This is a genomic window from Pseudomonas sp. ASL9 (genome assembly GCF_056680335.1).
The window spans coordinates 676227-695000 of record NZ_CM155277.1 but is presented as its reverse complement, the minus strand read 5'-3'; the positions used below and the strand labels follow the sequence as shown (position 1 = coordinate 695000).

The following is an 18774-nucleotide window of genomic DNA, read 5'->3' as shown; positions in this document are numbered from 1 at the left end:
GCAGCCACCCTTTAAAGAAAGCGTAATAGCTCACTAGTCGAGTCGGCCTGCGCGGAAGATGTAACGGGGCTCAAACCATACACCGAAGCTACGGGTATCACTTAGGTGATGCGGTAGAGGAGCGTTCTGTAAGCCTGTGAAGGTGAGTTGAGAAGCTTGCTGGAGGTATCAGAAGTGCGAATGCTGACATGAGTAACGATAATGGGTGTGAAAAACACCCACGCCGAAAGACCAAGGTTTCCTGCGCAACGTTAATCGACGCAGGGTTAGTCGGTCCCTAAGGCGAGGCTGAAAAGCGTAGTCGATGGAAAACAGGTTAATATTCCTGTACTTCTGGTTATTGCGATGGAGGGACGGAGAAGGCTAGGCCAGCTTGGCGTTGGTTGTCCAAGTTTAAGGTGGTAGGCTGGAATCTTAGGTAAATCCGGGATTCTAAGGCCGAGAGCTGATGACGAGTGTGCTTAGGCACACGAAGTGGTTGATGCCATGCTTCCAAGAAAAGCTTCTAAGCTTCAGGTAACCAGGAACCGTACCCCAAACCGACACAGGTGGTTGGGTAGAGAATACCAAGGCGCTTGAGAGAACTCGGGTGAAGGAACTAGGCAAAATGGCACCGTAACTTCGGGAGAAGGTGCGCCGGTGAGGGTGAAGCATTTACTGCGTAAGCCCATGCCGGTCGAAGATACCAGGCCGCTGCGACTGTTTATTAAAAACACAGCACTCTGCAAACACGAAAGTGGACGTATAGGGTGTGACGCCTGCCCGGTGCCGGAAGGTTAATTGATGGGGTTAGCTAACGCGAAGCTCTTGATCGAAGCCCCGGTAAACGGCGGCCGTAACTATAACGGTCCTAAGGTAGCGAAATTCCTTGTCGGGTAAGTTCCGACCTGCACGAATGGCGTAACGATGGCGGCGCTGTCTCCACCCGAGACTCAGTGAAATTGAAATCGCTGTGAAGATGCAGTGTATCCGCGGCTAGACGGAAAGACCCCGTGAACCTTTACTATAGCTTTGCACTGGACTTTGAATTTGCTTGTGTAGGATAGGTGGGAGGCTTTGAAGCGTGGACGCCAGTTCGCGTGGAGCCAACCTTGAAATACCACCCTGGCAACTTTGAGGTTCTAACTCAGGTCCGTTATCCGGATCGAGGACAGTGTATGGTGGGTAGTTTGACTGGGGCGGTCTCCTCCTAAAGAGTAACGGAGGAGTACGAAGGTGCGCTCAGACCGGTCGGAAATCGGTCGTAGAGTATAAAGGCAAAAGCGCGCTTGACTGCGAGACAGACACGTCGAGCAGGTACGAAAGTAGGTCTTAGTGATCCGGTGGTTCTGTATGGAAGGGCCATCGCTCAACGGATAAAAGGTACTCCGGGGATAACAGGCTGATACCGCCCAAGAGTTCATATCGACGGCGGTGTTTGGCACCTCGATGTCGGCTCATCACATCCTGGGGCTGAAGCCGGTCCCAAGGGTATGGCTGTTCGCCATTTAAAGTGGTACGCGAGCTGGGTTTAGAACGTCGTGAGACAGTTCGGTCCCTATCTGCCGTGGACGTTTGAGATTTGAGAGGGGCTGCTCCTAGTACGAGAGGACCGGAGTGGACGAACCTCTGGTGTTCCGGTTGTCACGCCAGTGGCATTGCCGGGTAGCTACGTTCGGAATAGATAACCGCTGAAAGCATCTAAGCGGGAAACTAGCCTCAAGATGAGATCTCACTGGGACCTTGAGTCCCCTGAAGGGCCGTCGAAGACTACGACGTTGATAGGTTGGGTGTGTAAGCGCTGTGAGGCGTTGAGCTAACCAATACTAATTGCCCGTGAGGCTTGACCATATAACACCCAAGCAATCTGCTGAGAGAAAAGCAGATTGATGTGTGTGAAGACGATACAGTCGAAAGTTTGCAGCCAACACACAAATCTATCACATCCCATTAGTTGGCCCGTTGCGCGCAAGCACCACGAGCCGGCAGCCGAATTTCTTGACGACCATAGAGCATTGGTACCACCTGATCCCATCCCGAACTCAGCAGTGAAACGATGCATCGCCGATGGTAGTGTGGGGTTTCCCCATGTGAGAGTAGGTCATCGTCAAGATTAAATTCCGAAACCCCTGTTTGCGTATGCAGACAGGGGTTTTGTTTGTGCACGGGAAAACAGCCCTAAGATACCTTCCTGGGCCACTTCTTTGGCTTCGTCGGCATCGCCCAGAAGATATTCGTCCCCTTGTGCCGTTCCGCCCGTGGGCTCAACGTACCCAGTGCCCCTCGATCCAGACCCAGTTTGGCCCGCGTGTCTGCCAGTGCCCGGGCTTCCAGCGTGCACCGTGTCTTACGGGCTGCCAATGACCGGGTACCCAGGCGTAACCACGGCCATCCCAGCGCCAGTGGCCATTATCCCAGGCATAGCCGCGGCGAGCCTGGGGCACCATCTCCGTACGCATGGGCGGCGGCGCCTGGCGGATGATGACCTCGTTCTGAGCAAAGATTGGCGTACTCGCCAGCGCCGCGAGCGCCAATGGGATGAGCAGAATATGCCGTAATTTGACTAGGGGGCGCACACGTCTCATGACAACTCCTTCAGTCCTGCATCCGAAAGTGAACGCAGTTAATAATTTGAACGATAGATAGGGAAAAGATCCGTCGCGAGAATAAGTATTTTTTTCAGGGCAAAACGAGCGTCGCCTGTTGTTCACGAAAATATAGTCAGTCGGCGACGGCTGCGTCTTCATATGGTCATCCGCACCCTTGTTGCTGGCGTTATTATTCAGGTTGTCGACACACCCAAGCGGTTGATGCAGTTCCACGTTGATTGCAGCATTTTGCCTTTCTGGGTAGGGTACCGGCCTGTTGATCAAGGAAACTGATATGACTCAGTCGAACCCCGCTGGAACGGGTAATGAACGCGCCGCCGCACCCAAACAGCGGCGCGCTCCCAAGGGCGAAAAACGCCGTGAAGAGCTGCTGGATGCGGCGTTGCAGGTCTTTTCACTGGAAGGCTATACCGGCGCATCGATGGCTCAGGTGGCGGGTATTGTCGGAATTTCCGTTGCCGGGCTGTTGCATCACTTTCCGAGCAAATCCTCACTTTTGATGGGCGTATTGGAGCGGCGGGACGAGGTCAGTCAAAGGATCGCCGATGAAGTGCGCGCAGAAAAAACCTTGTCAGGGCTGTTGGGCAGCTTGCGTGCGATCAATCGTTCGAATGCGACAGCACCGGGCGTAGTCCGCGCGTTCACCATTCTGAATGCCGAAAGTCTTTTGGATAATCAGCCCGCCTGGGCCTGGTTTCAGAAGCGCTATCAAACCATTCATGCACGCATGCTCGGTCAGCTCACGGAGCTGGTTGAATTGGGCGAGGTGCGGGGGGATGTCGATCTGCCGGGTTTGATCCAGGAGATACTGGCGATGATGGACGGGTTGCAGATTCAATGGCTGCGCTTTCCCGAGAAGGTCGATCTGGTCGAGCGATTTGACGTTTATATTGCGCGGGTTGAATTGGCAATACGGCAAGCCCCGACAACGCAGAACACGGACCTGTAGCGTCCGCGTGGGGCTCATCCCTGAGCCTGATGCTATCCCTGATTCAGCGGATCAATAGCCGGTCTGGCTCGATTGAGTCGTGCCGGTAGTGCCCGTGCTGCTGTCACCGGTGCTGTCGTAACCGTCGCCTTCGCTCGTATCGCTGTCTTCGTTCTCGTTCTGCTGGTACAGGCCGCCTGTTTTTACCGTCGACAGGGTCACTTTTGTCGCGTTCAGCGCCGCGCGCGGTAGCGGGTTGCTGGTCGTGGTCGAGAGTTCCTGGCGGAACGGGTTCACCAGTTTGGCGTTCAGGCGAATGTCTTGCGACGAAGCGCCCAGCGACAAGTTGAAGGTATCGGCGTCCACCACCCATTGCTTGCTTTTCACATCGTAGTAAGCCAGCGAGCGATCATTCAGTTCGATGGTCACGCGCTTGCTTTCGCCCGGCTTCAGATAGACCTTTTTGTAACCCTTGAGCTCTTTGAGCGCGCGCTCGACTTTCGGGTTTTGCTGGCCGACATACAGCTCGGCGACTTCAGCACCGCCCACCTTGCCGCTGTTGGTCAGGTCGAACGAGACCTTGATCGGCGTGTTGCCCACGGCCACGCCTGGGGTAACGGTGATATTGCTGTAGCTGAAGGTGGTGTAAGACATGCCGTAGCCGAACGGGTAGAGCGGCTTGATGCCATTTTTCTCGTAGCCGCGATAACCCAGCATCAGATCATTCTTGTAGCTGATCTCTTTGAGGGTTTCCTGGTTGTCGAATGCAGGAAAGGTCGAGTAGACCGGGTTGTCCTCGATATTGCGTTCGATGCTGATGGGCAGTTTGGCCGACGGGTTGACCTTGCCGAACAGAATTTCAGCCAAGGCCTGACCGCCGTTCTGGCCGGGGTAAAAGGCGTGGAGGGCCGCGGGTACCTGATCGATCCAGTCGCTCATCTTCAAGCCAGTGCCGCCGTGCAGGGTCACGACAATGTGCGGATTGACCTTGGCGATGCTCTGGATCAAGTCGCTCTGGAATTCCGGCAGATCGAAGCTGTGGTCAAAGCCTTCCCCTTCGTATTCGTAGCTGTTACCCACTGCAACGACGACGGCATCGTACTTGGACAGATCCTGGGGGGCTTGCAGCGAAGCCCAGCTCATTTGCACGCCGACCATGCCGCCCATGGTCGAGAGGTAGCCATCCCGGCGCGAGTATTCCAGCTTCACGTCGTAGGCCTTGCCGGCTTCGAGTTTCAGTTTTGCGTAGACCGGAATGGTCGGCGGGATGTGGTTGCCTACCAGGTGCTCGCCATCGCCGTTGTCGATGATCTTTTGGCCGTTGACGTACAGGCGCACAGCACCGTCGGCGCGCACCTTGAACACCTGCTCGCCGCTTTGCGTCGGGGTGATCTTGCCGCTGTAGCGGATCGAGGTGTTCGCGGTGTCTCCATTCACCGGCAGATTGCTGTCGCTGGACCAGTCCAGGTTCACGTGGGCATCGGTGCGGGTCGTGGCAGCATCGCCCGACCAGTTGGTGTTGGTAAAAAACTCGGTCTTCAGGCCTTTGGTACTGTTGCCAGCCTTGTCGGTGCTGGTCCAGAGCGAGGCAGTTGGGTCGAGCGACAGCCCGTCGATGAACTCGACCTTGGCATTGGGCGCCGCCTGCTTGAGACCACTCAGTTCGCTAATGTAGTTGCTCGCGAGGACGTTGGCGCTGCCGAAACCGGTCGGCGGTGCGTACTTGGCCAAGTCACCGACCACTGCGATGGTTTTGACTTTCTTCGCGTCCAGCGGCAGTAGACTGCCCTGGTTTTTTAACAGCACGATACTTTCGCGGGCCGCGTTCAGGGCCACCTTGTTACTGGTAGTGCTGTTCATGTCGTGCACGGTCGACGGCGTTTTACTGTCGAATTTGAACAGGTAGATCTGCTTGAGAATGCGCCGCACTTTGTCATCGATGGTGGCTGCGCTCAACTCGCCGCTGTCCAGGTAAGGCTTGAGGATGGTGCTGTTCATCTGGTAGCCCATCATGTCCAGATCGGTGCCCGCCTGGGCAGCGTTGAGGCCGTGGACCACCGCGTTGTAGTCGCTCTGGATGAAGCCGGTATAACCCCACTCTTTTTTCAAAATATCGCGAATCAGGTGCGTACTTTCACAGGCGAAGTCGCCGTTCACCTTTTGGAAGGAGCACATCATCATCGCCGTTTTGCTGTTCTTCGAAGCAGACTCGAAAGACGGCAAGGTCATCTCGCGCAGCACGCGTTCATCGATGACTTCGTTGAGGTTGAAGCGGTTACTTTCCTGGTCATTGGCCGCGAAGTGCTTGGTGTTGGCCCAGACGCCGCGGGACTGTATGCCGTTCACCACTGCAGGTGCCAGGCTGGCCCCCAAAAACGGGTCTTCGCCGGACAGGTATTCGAATGCGCGACCGCCATAAGGCATGCGGTACAGGTTAGTGCCAGGGCCGGTGATGAACTGGTAGCCGCCGGTCGCCGTGTCGTAACCCAGCGCGCGACCCAGGTCGATGGCGCGGCGCGGGTTCCAGGTGGCGGCCAGGTTTGGGCCTGAGGGATAGACAACACCTTGATCGTTGCCCTCGCTGGTGTAGCGAACGCCGACGCCACCGTCGGCACCGTGAATTTGCGGAATGCCGTGTTGGGTCAGGGGTTTCACATCCCAGCCGGCGGTACCGCCGATATACGCGAGTTTTTCTTCCTGGGTCATCGTCGCCAGGGTCTTGTCAGCTGCTTGGTCAGCGCGAGCTTCACGGGCTGCCTGTTGAGTGGCATCGGTGGCGTGAACCTGCGACACCGCCAGTGCCAGCAAGGCCAGCGCAGACTGTGCACCGATCATTTTTCGTTTACTCATGGGGCCTCCAACAACATTTGTACTAGATGGGTTAGTTGTGATCGTTAAGGGCTCACAACTTTTATTTGGGCAATGATTTAGCGTTACCGCGCTGTTGAAACGATTATGTTTCAGTGCGATAGTTGTTAGTGGCTGCTGTTTTTATATTATAAGAATTATATTTATTGTCTCGCCCGTCTCATGCCTATATGCCATCACGAGAAGGACTTGTGCAGCGTTTTGGCTGCATAATTAAGGCAATTCTTGCTACAAGAAGTCAAACAAAAGCGTATTTGAGTGGTTTTTGACTTTTTTATTACAATTCAGGAACTCTTGTTAAACCAGTTAGTCGATAGGTTTAACGATTTCAGGTCGAGTCTATTTATTGTGTTACTGGCACTTTGCCTGAATTTGTTGGTTATAAGCTCTGGCTCGGTAGTTTCAGGCTAGAGCACAGTCATTTCATATTTATCGAGTGGAGAGCGTTTATGAAGTTGCCCCTGGTCGGCGCTGGTATTGTTTTAGGTTTTACCCTGTGTAGTGCTGCAATGGCTGCGGACTCGACAGATGCGGAGGCGACATCCGGTGCAACGGACTCCACCGTGATGACCCAGACCCACGATGCCAACGCCGTGAAAAAACAGAAGGCTAAGACCATCAAAGGTGGCCGTCCGCTAAGCACCACCACCCAGAAAACATCGAACTGATGGTTTGACGTTTTCTCTCGCAGGCTCCTTCGCTCAGGGGGAGCGTTGTGATCATTGGCCCTCCGATCTACACAGAATGTCCGTGCCCATGCCGTTAATGCCTGTCGATTCCACCCATCTGCTGATTCCTGATGCTAAGCAGATTTGTGTGTGGCTGATGGAAAACGCTGGGTTGAAAACGGTCGACCTGGAGCGTGCGCGACGTTTGTTGCTAGAGTCCGAGGGCACCGAGTTACTCGGGTTGTTGACGCGCCTGGGGTTGGTCTCCGAATTTGAATTGGCGCGTGCATGGTCGGCGTTGTTGCAGGCCCCCTTGTTGCTGGCCGACAGCGCGCCGGCAGTGCTTGACCCGTTGCCGGTGTTGACCGAGCGCTTCATGCGTCACTATCAGGTAGTGCCGGTGGGATGGAGCGACTGCGGGTTGCAGGTGGTGGCTGCTAACCCAAGCGTTCTGTACCCCTTTCAAGCCATCGCCTACGCCTGTGAAGTGCCGGTCTGGTTGTCGATCGGGCCGCGCAACGAAGTCGAAACCTTGATCGAGCGCTACTACGGCCAAGGTCGCTCGGCCATGGGTACGTTGATCGAGAACCTGGATGACGAAGGTGGCTCACTGGAAGATATCGAGCACCTGAAAGATCTGGCGTCCGAGGCGCCCGTGATCCGTTTGGTCAACCTGATCCTGCAGCGAGCCGTCGAGCATCGCGCCTCCGACATTCATATCGAGCCGTTCGAAAGCCAGCTCAAGGTGCGTTACCGCATTGATGGCGTACTGCATGAGGCCGAAGCGCCACCGTCCAGTTCGTCGGCAGCCGTGATCTCCCGGGTCAAGATCATGGCCCGGCTGGATATCGCCGAGCGACGTTTGCCCCAGGACGGGCGGATCATGTTGCGTATTCAAGGCAAGGAACTCGACCTGCGCGTGTCGACCGTACCCACCAGTTTCGGCGAGTCGGTGGTCATGCGGCTGCTGGACCGCCAGACCATTAATTTTGACTTTCCCAGCCTGGGTTTCGACGGTGCGCGGCTGGACGCCTTCCTCGATGTACTCGACCGTCCCCACGGCATTTTGCTGGTCACCGGGCCGACCGGCTCCGGTAAGACCACCACCCTTTATACCGCCTTGTCCCGGCTCAATACTGCGCAACGCAAGATCATCACCGTCGAAGATCCGGTGGAGTATCAGCTCGAAGGGATTAATCAGATCCAGGTTAAGCCGGCAATCGGGCTGGATTTTGCCGGGGCCCTGCGCTCTATCGTGCGTCAGGACCCGGACGTGATCATGATCGGTGAGATGCGCGATCTGGAAACCTGCCGTATCGCCATCCAGTCTTCGCTAACCGGCCACCTGGTCCTCTCGACCCTGCACACCAACAGCGCGGCAGCGAGTATTACCCGGCTTCTGGACATGGGGGTCGAAAGCTATCTGATTGCCTCCACGGTCAACGGCATTCTTGCCCAGCGTCTGGTGCGCCGTCTCGATCCGGCGACCCGTGAGGCATTCGATGCACCTGCGGAGTTGATCGCCGAACACCAACTGGAGCGTTTCACTGACGAGCGTCCGATTCGCCTCTATCGGCCGCGCACGGACGCGGCGGGTGGCGGTTATCACGGGCGCAGCGCGATCACTGAATTGCTGGTGATGAACGAAGAACTGCGCGGCCTGTTGATGCGCCATGCCGATGCCGCGACCCTCGAACAGGCGGCGCGCCGAGCGGGATTGCGTACTTTGCATGAGGAAGGGCTGCGTCAGGCCGTTACTGGCATCACTTCGCTGGAAGAAGTGCTACGCGTTACTCGCGGAGACTGACCATGACCCCCTTCAAATATCGGGCCCTCGACGGGCAGGGCGTCGTGCAGCAAGGCACTCTGGACGCGAAAGACAAGTCCGCTGCCGTGGCAGCTCTGCACAAGCGCGGTTTGTTGCTGCTGCACATAGACGCTGCCCGTGTTGGCGGCCTGCGCCAGGCGCTTGGGCGCGACACGCTGGGGGGCGCGGCATTGGTCAGTTTCACTCAACAGCTCGCAACGCTGCTGGGTGCCGGTCAGCCGCTGGAGCGTTCGCTGACCATTTTGCTCAAACAGCCCGGCCAGCCGCAGACCCGTGCCCTGATCAAGCGCATTCGTGAGCAGGTCAAGGCGGGTAAACCCTTGTCGGTGGCACTCGAAGAAGAGGGCCGGCAGTTTTCCGCGCTCTATATCAGCATGGTGCGTGCAGGGGAGGCGGGGGGCGCGCTGGAAAGCACCTTGCGGCAGTTGAGCGATTACCTTGAGCGCAGTCAGTCGCTGCGCGGCGAAGTGATCAACGCGCTGATCTATCCGGCATTTCTGGTGGTCGGCGTACTGGGTTCGCTGGCGTTGTTGCTGACGTATGTAGTGCCGCAGTTCGTGCCGATTTTTCGGGATCTGGGCGTGCCGATTCCGCTGATCACCGAAATCATTTTGAACCTCGGGCAGTTTCTCGGCGATTACGGTCTGGCGGTGTTGGCCGCAATGATCGTGTTGATCTGGGGCGCGGCGCTGCGTCTGCGAGACCCGCAGCGCCGTCAACGCCGTGACCGTCGCTTGTTGAAAATTCGCGTCATCGGCCCCTTGCTGCAGCGAATCGAAGCGGCCCGGCTGGCGCGCACGCTGGGTACGTTGCTCAGCAACGGGGTCGCGCTGCTGCAAGCGCTGGTCATCGCTCGTCAAGTCTGCACCAACCGGGCCTTGCAGGTGCAAGTAGAGCAGGCGACCGAGTCGGTCAAAGGTGGCGGCACCTTGGCCAGCGCATTTGGTGCCCAGCCGCTGCTGCCTGATCTGGCGTTGCAAATGATCGAAGTCGGTGAACAGGCCGGTGAACTCGACAGCATGCTGCTCAAGGTCGCCGACGTTTTCGACGTCGAGGCCAAGCGTGGCATCGACCGCATGCTCGCGGCCTTGGTACCGACGCTGACCGTGGTCATGGCTGCGATGGTGGCCGTGATCATGCTCGCAATCATGCTGCCGCTGATGAGCCTCACCAGCAATATCTGAAAAATTGTCCACGAGGAATCAACGTAATGAGCTGCACCCGAACCCGATTCAACGCTGTACCTGGCCGTCGTCAGCGCGGCTTCACGCTGCTGGAAATGCTCGCCGTGATTGTCTTGCTTGGGATCGTCGCGACCATCGTCGTGCGTCAGGTGGGCGGCAACGTCGACAAGGGCAAATACGGGGCGGGCAAGGCGCAACTGGCCAGCCTCAGCATGAAGGTCGAGAGCTATGCACTGGACCTCGGTTCTCCACCGAAAAATCTTCAACAGTTGGTCGAAAAATCCGGCAGTGCCTCGGGTTGGGCGGGTCCATACGCGAAGCCGTCGGACCTGAAAGATCCATTTGGCCACGCCTTCGGTTACCGCTTTCCGGGCCAGCACGGTACCTTCGACTTGATTTTCTATGGTCAGGACGGCCAACCCGGCGGCGAAGGTTACAGTGCCGACCTGGGCAACTGGGAATAACCCGCCGCCATGACATCGTCCGCTGCAAATAGAGGCTTCACCCTGCTGGAGATGCTGGTGGTCATCGTTTTGATGAGCATCGCGGTCGGGCTGGTGGGCTTTGGTTTGCAGCAAGGCATGCGCTCCGCTGGCGAGCGCCGTGCAGTCGGGCAGATGGTCGAGGCGTTGCGCGCGACCCGGGTCAACGCCATCGTCAGCGGTCAACCGGCACAGGTGGTTTTTGACTTACACCGTTTTGTGTTTCAGGCGCCAGGCCAGGCCGAGCATCACTGGCCGGCAGACCTGAGCGTGGCGTTGCACACGGCCGCAGAACTGGGCGCTGCCGTGGAGTTTTATCCCGATGGCAGCTCCAGTGGCGGCAATCTTGTGCTAACCCATGACGAGCGACGGTGGCGTATCGACGTGGGTTGGTTGACCGGCAGTGTGCAGCTTCGGAGCCTGCCATGAGGCTCCCTGAGCAAGCCGGTTTTACCCTGTTGGAAATGCTGGCGGCATTGGCGGTGATGGCGGTGTGCTGCAGCGTGCTGTTGGTTGCCTTTGGACAGAGCGCTCGTTCGTTGCAGCAGGTTGCGCGCAGCGACCGGCTAACCCTGGCCGCACGCACGCTGCTTGATCAAGAAGGCGCCGGCCCCCTGCAAAGTGGGCACCGCGAGGGTGTATTGAACGATAGTGTTCATTGGCAGCTGACGATCCTACAACAGCCGACCCGGGCTGAGCAGCCCCGCCTGTTTCGCCTGGACCTGAGTATCAGCGAGGCTCAGCGGCAGGCGCGTTTCAGTACCTTGCGGATACGCGGGCCGAGCACTGGCTCGTCCACTGAGTCGGACTTGTGAGGGCGCGTGAACGCGGCTTCACGCTGCTGGAAATCATGGTGGTGTTGAGTCTTTTGGGCGTGCTGCTGACCTTGGTCGGCAGCGCATTGCTGGGCGCTAACCGAGCGGTGCTCAAGGCCGAACGTTACACCGTCAGCCTGGATGAAATACGCACCGCCCAGGCCTTTTTGCGCGCCTCTATCAGTCAGGCGCTGCCCCTCGACACGTCCGAAGATGACAGCGAGACCAGCGGCTTTTTCGAAGGCTCGGCGCAGCGTCTGCAATTTGTCGCGACATTACCCGGGGCACTGGGCGGCGGGATTCAACGGCATACCCTGGCGCTGAGCGGTCCCCCTGGCGCACGACGATTGCAGGTCGCTTTCGCGCAGATCCAGAACGGTGTCGCAGGCAATGCTTCGCAACCGTGGGGTGAGCCGCAGGTATTACTGCGCGACGTGCAGGACTTGAGCCTGAGTTATCGCGGTTTCTCACCCAAGGGCGAGGCGACCGGCTGGGTCTCCGACTGGCCGTGGCCGAACCGTCTGCCGCGTGCGGTGCGTATCGATGCGCGGGTCGGCGGCCCCGTGGCCTGGTTGAGCGAGGTGGTTGCGTTGCGTTTGGATCTATCGGGCGGAGCAGGCGGGCAATGAGGCGGCAAAGAGGCGTGGCCCTGCTGCTGGTGCTGTGGGCGTTGGCGTTGCTCAGTCTGTTGTTGGCCGGTCTGGCTGGCTGGGTGCAGCTCGAAAACAAGCAAGCGCTCTGGCAACGCCAACACACCCGTGCGCTGCTGGCTGCCGAGGCGGGTGTGAACCTTGCGGTGCAGGCGTTGCTGGATCCGTTGCAACGTTCCCGTTGGGTCGCCGACGGTCGTGCGCTCGGGTTGCGCTTTGACGACGCGCAACTGACGGTGAGCGTGCGCAGCGAGCGCGGCAAGCTTGACCTGAATAGCGCGGTGGTGGCCGACATTGTTCGCTTGGCCCAGGCCTGCGGCGCCGCCAGGGATCAGGCCTCAGCCATCGCGCAGGCGCTGGAAACCCGCAGGGCTGGCGGTCAGCCGCCCTTACGGGTAATTGAAGAAGTGCGGCAATTACCGGGCATGACGCAGACGCTTTATACCCGCCTGCTGCCCGAGATCACCTTGTGGAGCGGGCTAGACCGTCCTGTTCCGGCGTTCGCGACAGTGTTATTGCGCCGTGCGCTGAACCTGCCGAAGCAGAGCGCCGTCGGCGCCGACCCCGGTCAGGTGGTTGTCATCGACAGCCAGGCGCAACTACCGGGCGGCCTGTCGGCCAGCCTGGAAACCATTGTGTTATTGAACCCATCGGAGGGAGGCGCACAGCCTTATAAGGTGTTGCGTTGGCAAGAATGAATCCATTGAATTCAGTGCGTCTAGCGCCCGTTTGGGCATGGCGTGAACGCATCGTCCAGCAGTGGCGTGGCAGCCTTATGCAGCGTGGCTGGCAGCTATGGCTGGCTGAGTTGCGTGCGTGCCTGCCTTTGCGAGTGCGCCAGTTACTGGTCCGCGAAACGCCCGAGTGCGTGCATGCCTGGCCCTTGTCTGCGCCCACGCTGACGGTCTCCGCTGAAGTGCGGCAGATCCTTTTGTTGCCACCTGAGGCCGTGTTGGTTCAGACGCTGCAACTGCCCATAGCGGCGTCGCGGGATTTACCCACGGTGGTCGGCTACGAGTTGGACCGTTACACACCGTTCGACCGCGAGCAGCTGTATTTCGTGGCGCGACAGGATGGCCGCAGCGCTACCTTCGTCAAGGTGATACTGGTCGCCATTGTTCGTGAGCGCCTTGATCGGATCCTGGCTGACTGCGCAGAGCAGGGCTTGCGCGTGCATGCGGTGGATGTACGTGTTGGCGATGGGCGGTTGGGCATTGATTTGCTGCCCGCGCCGCTACGCCCGCGCCAACGCCGGTCCGGTCGTGGATTGCAGCGCAAACTGCTGCTGGTCTGCGCAGGGTTGCTGGTCGCCGTGATGGTGCTCTGGTTGAACGATCGGCAACGCCTGCTCAGCGAGATGCAAGCCACTGTGCAGGCGCAAAAAAGCCAGGTTGCGCAGGTTAAGCAGTTGCGTCAGCAATTGACCAATACCCGTGGTGCGGCCAGCTACCTGCTGCGGCGCAAGGCGGCCCAGCCACCGCTCGCCGCGCTGCTCAGCGAGTTGACCGCGTGCCTGCCCCGCGACACCTGGCTCGATCTGCTGGAAATCAATGACAGCGCAGACGTCTCATTTTCCGGTCAGAGCGCCAAGGCCAGCGCCTTGATCGCGCGAATTAAGACCTGCCCGAATCTTGAGAACGCCCAGTTCCAGGGTGTGATCCAACCCGATGCGCAAACCGGCAAGGATCATTTTTCCCTGCGCGCTCACTTGCATCAGGAGACCGCCGATGCGCCGACCACTGACACCCCGTGAACGCCGGGGCGCCGCCTTGATCGTTCTGGCGCTGGTGCTTTGCGCTGGCTATTGGCTGTTGATCGACAGCTGGTTCGCCGGTCCCTTGCGCGAGATCAACGAGCAGACCGCGCCGTTGCGTGAGCAGCAGCAGCGCTACGCCGGACTGTTGCAGCAGGGTGATTCATTACGCCAGCAACTGGAACACGCCCGCCGCGATCCCGCCAGCAGCACCAGCCTCCTGCCGGGCGAGGACCCCAGCGCCGTTGCCGCAGATCTGATGCAGCGCATCGCCGATCTGATTCACAGCCACGCCAACACCGGTGGCGGCTGTGCATTGACCCAGCGCATGCCGATCACCCCGGAACAGGACAGCACCGAGCCTTATCGGCAAGTGAAGGTCAGCCTGACCCTGGACTGCGCCATCGAACCGCTGACGGCGATCCTGCATGAGCTTGAATACCAGCGGCCGTTCCTGTTCGTCGATGAGCTGAGCGTGCGTCGGGCTCCCGATGCGCCCACTGGCGGCGGTGCTGGGAAACTCGCCGTGCACCTGTTGGTGCGGGGCTATCTGCAACCTGCCGCTGTGGCGGAGGCAACGCCATGATTGGCTCACTTCGCGGGTTCGAACGCTGCTTGCTGGGGCTGGCCGCCGCCTTGGCAGTGCTGATTGCAGCGCTGTTCAGCGGTGTCGGCCATTCGCCGCACTGGTTACCCGAACGGTCGCCACCCACGCTGCCGGGGGATCAGCGTTCTGTCACTCAGGCGCCGGAGGCGAGTCTGCAAAGCCTGGCCAATACCTGGCAGGCACCGCTGTTCAGTACTGATCGCAGTCCGGATCAGTCCACCGCGCAGGCGCAAGCACCGGCTTCGAGTCTGGCCGGCCTGACGCTGACCGGGGTGGTTATCAATGGCGATGTGCATGTTGCCCTGCTCAAGCAGGCCGAAGGTCCGGCGTTGAAAGTCAACGAGGGTCAGCAGTTGCCCAATGGCTGGACGCTGCAACGGCTCGCGCCGACGCAAGCCAGTTTTACGCTTGACGGCCGCACGCAAATCTTGCGGTTACCTGCACCCCGGCTTCCCGCGCCGTCGAATACCCCACCCATTTCACTTCCCCATGATTCCGCCCCGTGATGGGCACCCCTTCAGGAGGTCGTAGCATCGCTACTTTACGTACACCCTTGCTTTGCCTGGCTGCTGCCGTCGCCCTCGGTGGCTGTGCAACCACACCCGATACCCCCGATCAAGACAGCGGTTTGCTGCATGAAGCCCTGCAAGGCACGGGCTCACAACGTCAGCCGGTGGACCCGGGAACAGAGCAGCCACCAACCGAGGCGCCTCAGCCCCAAGTCGCCACCTCGCCGCAGCGACAGATCATCAAAGGCAATCAGAGGTTCATACAGCCACCTGCCGCTACTGCCGCGAGGGCTGAACCGGCAGGTGGCGATATTGTGTTCAACTTCACCCATCAGCCGATTCAGGCGGTGATCAACAGCGTCATGGGTGACCTGCTGCACGAGAATTACAGCATCGCGGAGGGCGTCAAAGGTGATGTGAGTTTCTCCACGTCCAAGCCGGTCAATAAAAAACAGGCGCTGTCGATTCTGGAAACGCTGCTGTCCTGGACTGATAATGCGATGATTCGCCAAGGCGATCGTTACGTGATCCTCCCGGCCAGTCAGGCTGTTGCAGGTAAGTTGGTGCCGGAAATGACCGTGTCGCAACCGTCCACCGGTCTGTCGGCGCGGTTGTTCCCACTGCGCTATATCTCGGCAACCGAAATGCAGAAACTGCTCAAACCGTTTGCCCGGGAAAACGCCTTTCTGTTGGTGGACCCTGCGCGCAATGTGCTGAGCCTGGCGGGCACGCCGGATGAGCTGGCCAATTATCAAGACACCATCGACACCTTCGATGTCGATTGGCTCAAAGGCATGTCCGTGGGTGTGTATGGCCTGCAACGCGCTTCAGTCGGCGAGTTGATGCCCGAGTTGCAGAAAATGTTCGGCCCCAATAGCGGTATGCCGCTGGCCGGGATGGTGCGTTTTCTGCCGATTGAGCGGACCAACTCGGTGGTGGCTATTTCGTCGCAACCCGAATACCTGCGCGAAGTGGGTGACTGGATTCACACCATCGACGAAGGTGGCGGCAACGAGCCGCAGATGTACGTCTATGACGTGCGCAACATGAAAGCCACCGACCTGGCCAAATACCTGCGGCAGATTTATGGCAACGGCGCGATCAAGGATGAGCCTGCCGCCAAAGTCGCGCCAGGACTGCGAATCGCTACCTTGTCTTCGCTTAACTCAAGCAACGGGTCGGGCGGCACGGGTGGCATGGGCGGCAACGGGGGGCTGGGCAACAGCAGCAATCTGAACGGCAACCAGAATCAGAAGCAGGACCAGAGCCAGGACACCACCACTGACGACACACAAAGCTCGGACACGGGCGACGACAGCGCCAGTCAGGGCGACAACGCGGAGCAGGGCGGTGGGACTGCGGCAAAGAGCATCGACTCCAGCACCCGCATCACCGCCCAGAAAAGCAGCAACCAGTTGCTGGTACGCACGCGTCCTGCCCAGTGGAAGGAAATCGAATCAGTAATCAAGCGCCTCGACAATCCGCCGCTTCAGGTGCAGATAGAAACACGCATTCTGGAAGTCAAACTCACGGGTGAGCTGGACATGGGGGTGCAGTGGTACCTCGGTAAGCTGGCGAAAAACGCCTCCAGCACCACTGTCGCCAACACCTCTGGCAGCCAGGGCGCCTTAGGGGCCGGCGGGGCAGGCTTGGGGGCGACCGACTCGCTGTTCTACTCCTTCGTCAGCACCAACTTGCAAGTTGCGTTGCACGCGCTGGAAACCAATGGCCGTACCCAGGTGCTGTCGGCGCCGTCGCTGGTGGTGATGAATAACCAACCGGCACAAATTCAAGTGGGCGATAACATTCCCATCAGTCAAACCACCGTCAATACCAGCAACTCCGATACCACGCTGAGCAGCGTCGAATACATACAAACCGGCGTGATTCTCGACGTAGTGCCCCGGATCAACCCAGGCGGTCTGGTCTACATGGACATTCAGCAACAGGTCAGCGATGCCGGCGCCAGTTCAAGCTCGACAACCACCACCAATCCGCGCATCTCCACCCGATCAGTCTCGACGCAAGTCGCCGTGCAAAGCGGCCAGACTGTACTGCTGGGCGGTTTGATCAAACAGGACAACAGCGAAAGCGACAGCAGCGTTCCCTACCTCGGACGTATCCCCGGCTTGCGCTGGCTATTCGGCAATACCAGCAAATCCAAGGACCGGACTGAGCTCATCGTGTTGATAACGCCACGGGTGATTACCAGCAGCAGTCAGTCGCGACAGGTGACCGACGACTATCGTCAGCAGATGCAACTGCTCAAACAATAAAGGGGGCTGTGTTACGGTACAGGTCGGTTAATTGGCGTGGGGCGCATCAATGAAGATGATTATTGGACTCGGTTTGACGTGCTTGTTTCTGGCGGGCTGCGCCAGCAATGAGCCTTCGAATACCCCGTTACCGGAAGCAGCGAAGAGCACCAGTACTCATCCGACCCGGTTTAAAGTGGCGGTCTCGGCAGAGAATAAACGCGCGGCTGAGGCGAAGGCACTCACCGGGTTTGATGGCGGCGGTTGGTCCTTTGATCCGCTGTTCGGGACTGCCACGGACGAAACCGGGCAGGACCTTGCGGTGTGTGGCTTCGCCCACCAGCGGGATACGAATAACACCAACTACTTTGCGTATTACAACGGCGAGTTGATCCTTTGGGATGACAAGGCGCCGAGTGGTGTCAGCGTGGAGAATCAGTTCCTCGCGATGATCTGCTCCCACAACTAAGCGCACGCTCACGGCGACCCCAGTCGCTGAAGTTCTATTGCGCTATCGTTCACGTTGCGCGGGTGAATCATTGATCTGCTTTGTGGTCGTATCTTGAGTTGATCGCGTACTGGACTGACATCCACGTGCCGCGACAACCCTTTGCCGGGGCTCTGACCCTCGCTTTTCAGGACGATAAAATGAAACGAATATCTGTATTTATCTTGGTGATTTCAGGCTCTCTCCTGCTGGGAGGCTGCTGGCCGTACTGGGATGATGGAGGCGGACGTGGTCGCGATCATGGCGGCGGCCACGAACGTGACCGTGGCGATGATCGTGGCCGTGGCGATGATCGCGGGTATGAGCAGGACCGGGGACATGATCGTGAGGGTAGAGACCAGGACTATCGCCGGTAAGTTGTTTCGGTAGCACCGCGCTGTTTGATCCTACCTATTCTGCAAAAACACCACGTACCCCCTGAACCACGGACGGTTCTTCAGATACTCCGGTTCCTGCCATTCCCCTCCCTGAATCAAACCTATCTTGAACGGCAACCCGAGGCGGCTCAGGCGCGGCAGGTACGCGGCGTAGTCGGGGATGCTGTGGCGTCCCTGGTAGGTTTGCACCACGACTTCGTCGACGACGCCTTTGAGCTGGCCGATAACGTCCGGGTCAGCGTTGCTACTCCAGTCCATCAGGCCGGTGATGCTCAGACGGTATTCTTTGGGTAGACGTTGACGCAGGTCGCGCAGGAAGCTGACGTACTCTTGCAGGTACAGGGTGCGGGCGTCGAAGTCGATCTGGATGCCGACCACAGCATTGCCTGCCTGTTGCCAGCGCTTCACTTGCCCCAGTAATTGCGTATACACAGACGCTGGCCAACGCAGGGTGTGGGCGCGGTAGACCACCCAAACCTGACGCTGACTCGGCTGCAGCTGCAGCTGCGGCACGGCCATGCCTTGGGCGATGAAGTTAACCCTGTGTTGCGGGTCCTGCCTGGAGGCGCTGATCTGGCCCTGCAGGACGTAGAGGGTCTTGGCCTGGGCCAACACCGGCTGCGGGGCCACGCCGCTCCACAGCCAGAAGGCGTCATAGTCGCGGGCGTCCACCGCTGCTAAGGCAGGCCCGGCGAGCAACAATGAGCCCAACAGCAGCCCGACAGGTAACAAGCAGCGACCGAGGCGTGTCATT

General features: G+C 58.9%; 18 protein-coding genes and 2 rRNA genes (1 of these 20 cut by a window edge). 17 read left to right on the top strand and 3 right to left on the bottom strand.

Going from position 1 to position 18774, the window contains the following annotated elements:
* Both AC1ME2_RS03145 and rrf read left to right on the top strand, forming a co-directional pair.
* Positions 1-1830: ribosomal RNA gene (locus AC1ME2_RS03145) — 23S ribosomal RNA — on the top strand; it begins 1061 nt to the left of the window's first position.
* Positions 1831-1976: 146 nt separating this feature from the next.
* Positions 1977-2092: ribosomal RNA gene (gene rrf, locus AC1ME2_RS03140) — 5S ribosomal RNA — on the top strand.
* A gap of 151 nt (positions 2093-2243) precedes the next feature.
* On the opposite strand, the gene AC1ME2_RS03135 is transcribed toward rrf, so the two are convergent.
* A complete protein-coding gene (locus tag AC1ME2_RS03135) occupies positions 2244-2564 on the bottom strand; it encodes a YXWGXW repeat-containing protein (protein WP_480439259.1) in 321 nt (106 codons plus the stop codon).
* Between the two features lie 298 nt (positions 2565-2862).
* On the opposite strand from AC1ME2_RS03135, the gene AC1ME2_RS03130 reads away from it, so the two are divergent.
* A complete protein-coding gene (locus AC1ME2_RS03130) occupies positions 2863-3537 on the top strand; it encodes a TetR/AcrR family transcriptional regulator (protein ID WP_480439257.1) in 675 nt (224 codons plus the stop codon).
* Positions 3538-3588: 51 nt separating this feature from the next.
* On the opposite strand, the gene AC1ME2_RS03125 is transcribed toward AC1ME2_RS03130, so the two are convergent.
* Positions 3589-6366, bottom strand: coding sequence for a beta-glucosidase (locus AC1ME2_RS03125; protein WP_480439256.1), 2778 nt, complete (start codon positions 6364-6366; stop codon positions 3589-3591).
* Positions 6367-6833: 467 nt separating this feature from the next.
* On the opposite strand from AC1ME2_RS03125, the gene AC1ME2_RS03120 reads away from it, so the two are divergent.
* From AC1ME2_RS03120 to AC1ME2_RS03055, 14 genes are all read left to right on the top strand, one after another.
* Positions 6834-7052, top strand: a complete 219-nt coding sequence (locus AC1ME2_RS03120) for a hypothetical protein (RefSeq protein ID WP_480439255.1) — start codon at positions 6834-6836, stop codon at positions 7050-7052.
* 88 nt (positions 7053-7140) lie between these two features.
* Complete coding sequence (gspE, locus tag AC1ME2_RS03115; protein WP_480439254.1) at positions 7141-8859, top strand: type II secretion system ATPase GspE; 1719 nt, start codon at positions 7141-7143, stop codon at positions 8857-8859.
* 2 nt (positions 8860-8861) lie between these two features.
* Positions 8862-10064 (top strand): type II secretion system inner membrane protein GspF, encoded by a 1203-nt coding sequence (gene gspF, locus AC1ME2_RS03110; RefSeq protein ID WP_480439253.1) that lies wholly within the window; start codon positions 8862-8864, stop codon positions 10062-10064.
* Between the two features lie 26 nt (positions 10065-10090).
* Positions 10091-10528 carry a type II secretion system major pseudopilin GspG gene (gspG, locus tag AC1ME2_RS03105; protein WP_480439252.1) on the top strand — a complete coding sequence of 146 codons (438 nt, stop codon included), beginning with the start codon at positions 10091-10093 and terminating at the stop codon, positions 10526-10528.
* A gap of 9 nt (positions 10529-10537) precedes the next feature.
* Positions 10538-10975: a GspH/FimT family pseudopilin gene (locus tag AC1ME2_RS03100; protein WP_480439251.1), complete on the top strand. Its 438-nt coding sequence runs from the start codon at positions 10538-10540 to the stop codon at positions 10973-10975.
* Positions 10972-11361, top strand: a complete 390-nt coding sequence (locus tag AC1ME2_RS03095) for a type II secretion system protein (protein ID WP_480439250.1) — start codon at positions 10972-10974, stop codon at positions 11359-11361. Before AC1ME2_RS03100 ends, AC1ME2_RS03095 begins: the two co-directional genes overlap by 4 nt.
* On the top strand, positions 11358-11990 hold the full coding sequence (locus tag AC1ME2_RS03090; RefSeq protein ID WP_480439248.1) for a prepilin-type N-terminal cleavage/methylation domain-containing protein: 633 nt from the start codon (positions 11358-11360) through the stop codon (positions 11988-11990). The genes AC1ME2_RS03095 and AC1ME2_RS03090 overlap by 4 nt, the downstream gene beginning before the upstream one ends.
* Entirely contained in the window at positions 11987-12709 is a 723-nt protein-coding gene (locus tag AC1ME2_RS03085; RefSeq protein ID WP_480439247.1) for a type II secretion system minor pseudopilin GspK, read from the top strand. Before AC1ME2_RS03090 ends, AC1ME2_RS03085 begins: the two co-directional genes overlap by 4 nt.
* On the top strand, positions 12706-13764 hold the full coding sequence (locus AC1ME2_RS03080; RefSeq protein WP_480439246.1) for a PilN domain-containing protein: 1059 nt from the start codon (positions 12706-12708) through the stop codon (positions 13762-13764). Before AC1ME2_RS03085 ends, AC1ME2_RS03080 begins: the two co-directional genes overlap by 4 nt.
* Positions 13739-14350, top strand: coding sequence for a type II secretion system protein GspM (gene gspM / locus AC1ME2_RS03075; RefSeq protein WP_480439245.1), 612 nt, complete (start codon positions 13739-13741; stop codon positions 14348-14350). The genes AC1ME2_RS03080 and gspM overlap by 26 nt, the downstream gene beginning before the upstream one ends.
* Positions 14347-14877: a type II secretion system protein N gene (locus AC1ME2_RS03070; protein WP_480439244.1), complete on the top strand. Its 531-nt coding sequence runs from the start codon at positions 14347-14349 to the stop codon at positions 14875-14877. The genes gspM and AC1ME2_RS03070 overlap by 4 nt, the downstream gene beginning before the upstream one ends.
* Positions 14877-17156 (top strand): type II secretion system secretin GspD, encoded by a 2280-nt coding sequence (gene gspD, locus AC1ME2_RS03065; protein WP_480439243.1) that lies wholly within the window; start codon positions 14877-14879, stop codon positions 17154-17156. The genes AC1ME2_RS03070 and gspD overlap by 1 nt, the downstream gene beginning before the upstream one ends.
* A 49-nt stretch (positions 17157-17205) precedes the next feature.
* Positions 17206-17604, top strand: coding sequence for a hypothetical protein (locus tag AC1ME2_RS03060; RefSeq protein WP_480439241.1), 399 nt, complete (start codon positions 17206-17208; stop codon positions 17602-17604).
* A 179-nt stretch (positions 17605-17783) separates the two neighbouring features.
* Positions 17784-17999 (top strand): hypothetical protein, encoded by a 216-nt coding sequence (locus AC1ME2_RS03055; protein WP_480439240.1) that lies wholly within the window; start codon positions 17784-17786, stop codon positions 17997-17999.
* Between the two features lie 30 nt (positions 18000-18029).
* Here AC1ME2_RS03055 and AC1ME2_RS03050 read toward each other — a convergent pair whose 3' ends face one another.
* The gene (locus AC1ME2_RS03050; protein ID WP_480439239.1) at positions 18030-18773 is read right to left on the bottom strand and encodes a DUF3142 domain-containing protein; all 744 of its coding nucleotides are present in this window, start codon (positions 18771-18773) and stop codon (positions 18030-18032) included.
* Position 18774 lies beyond the last annotated feature (1 nt).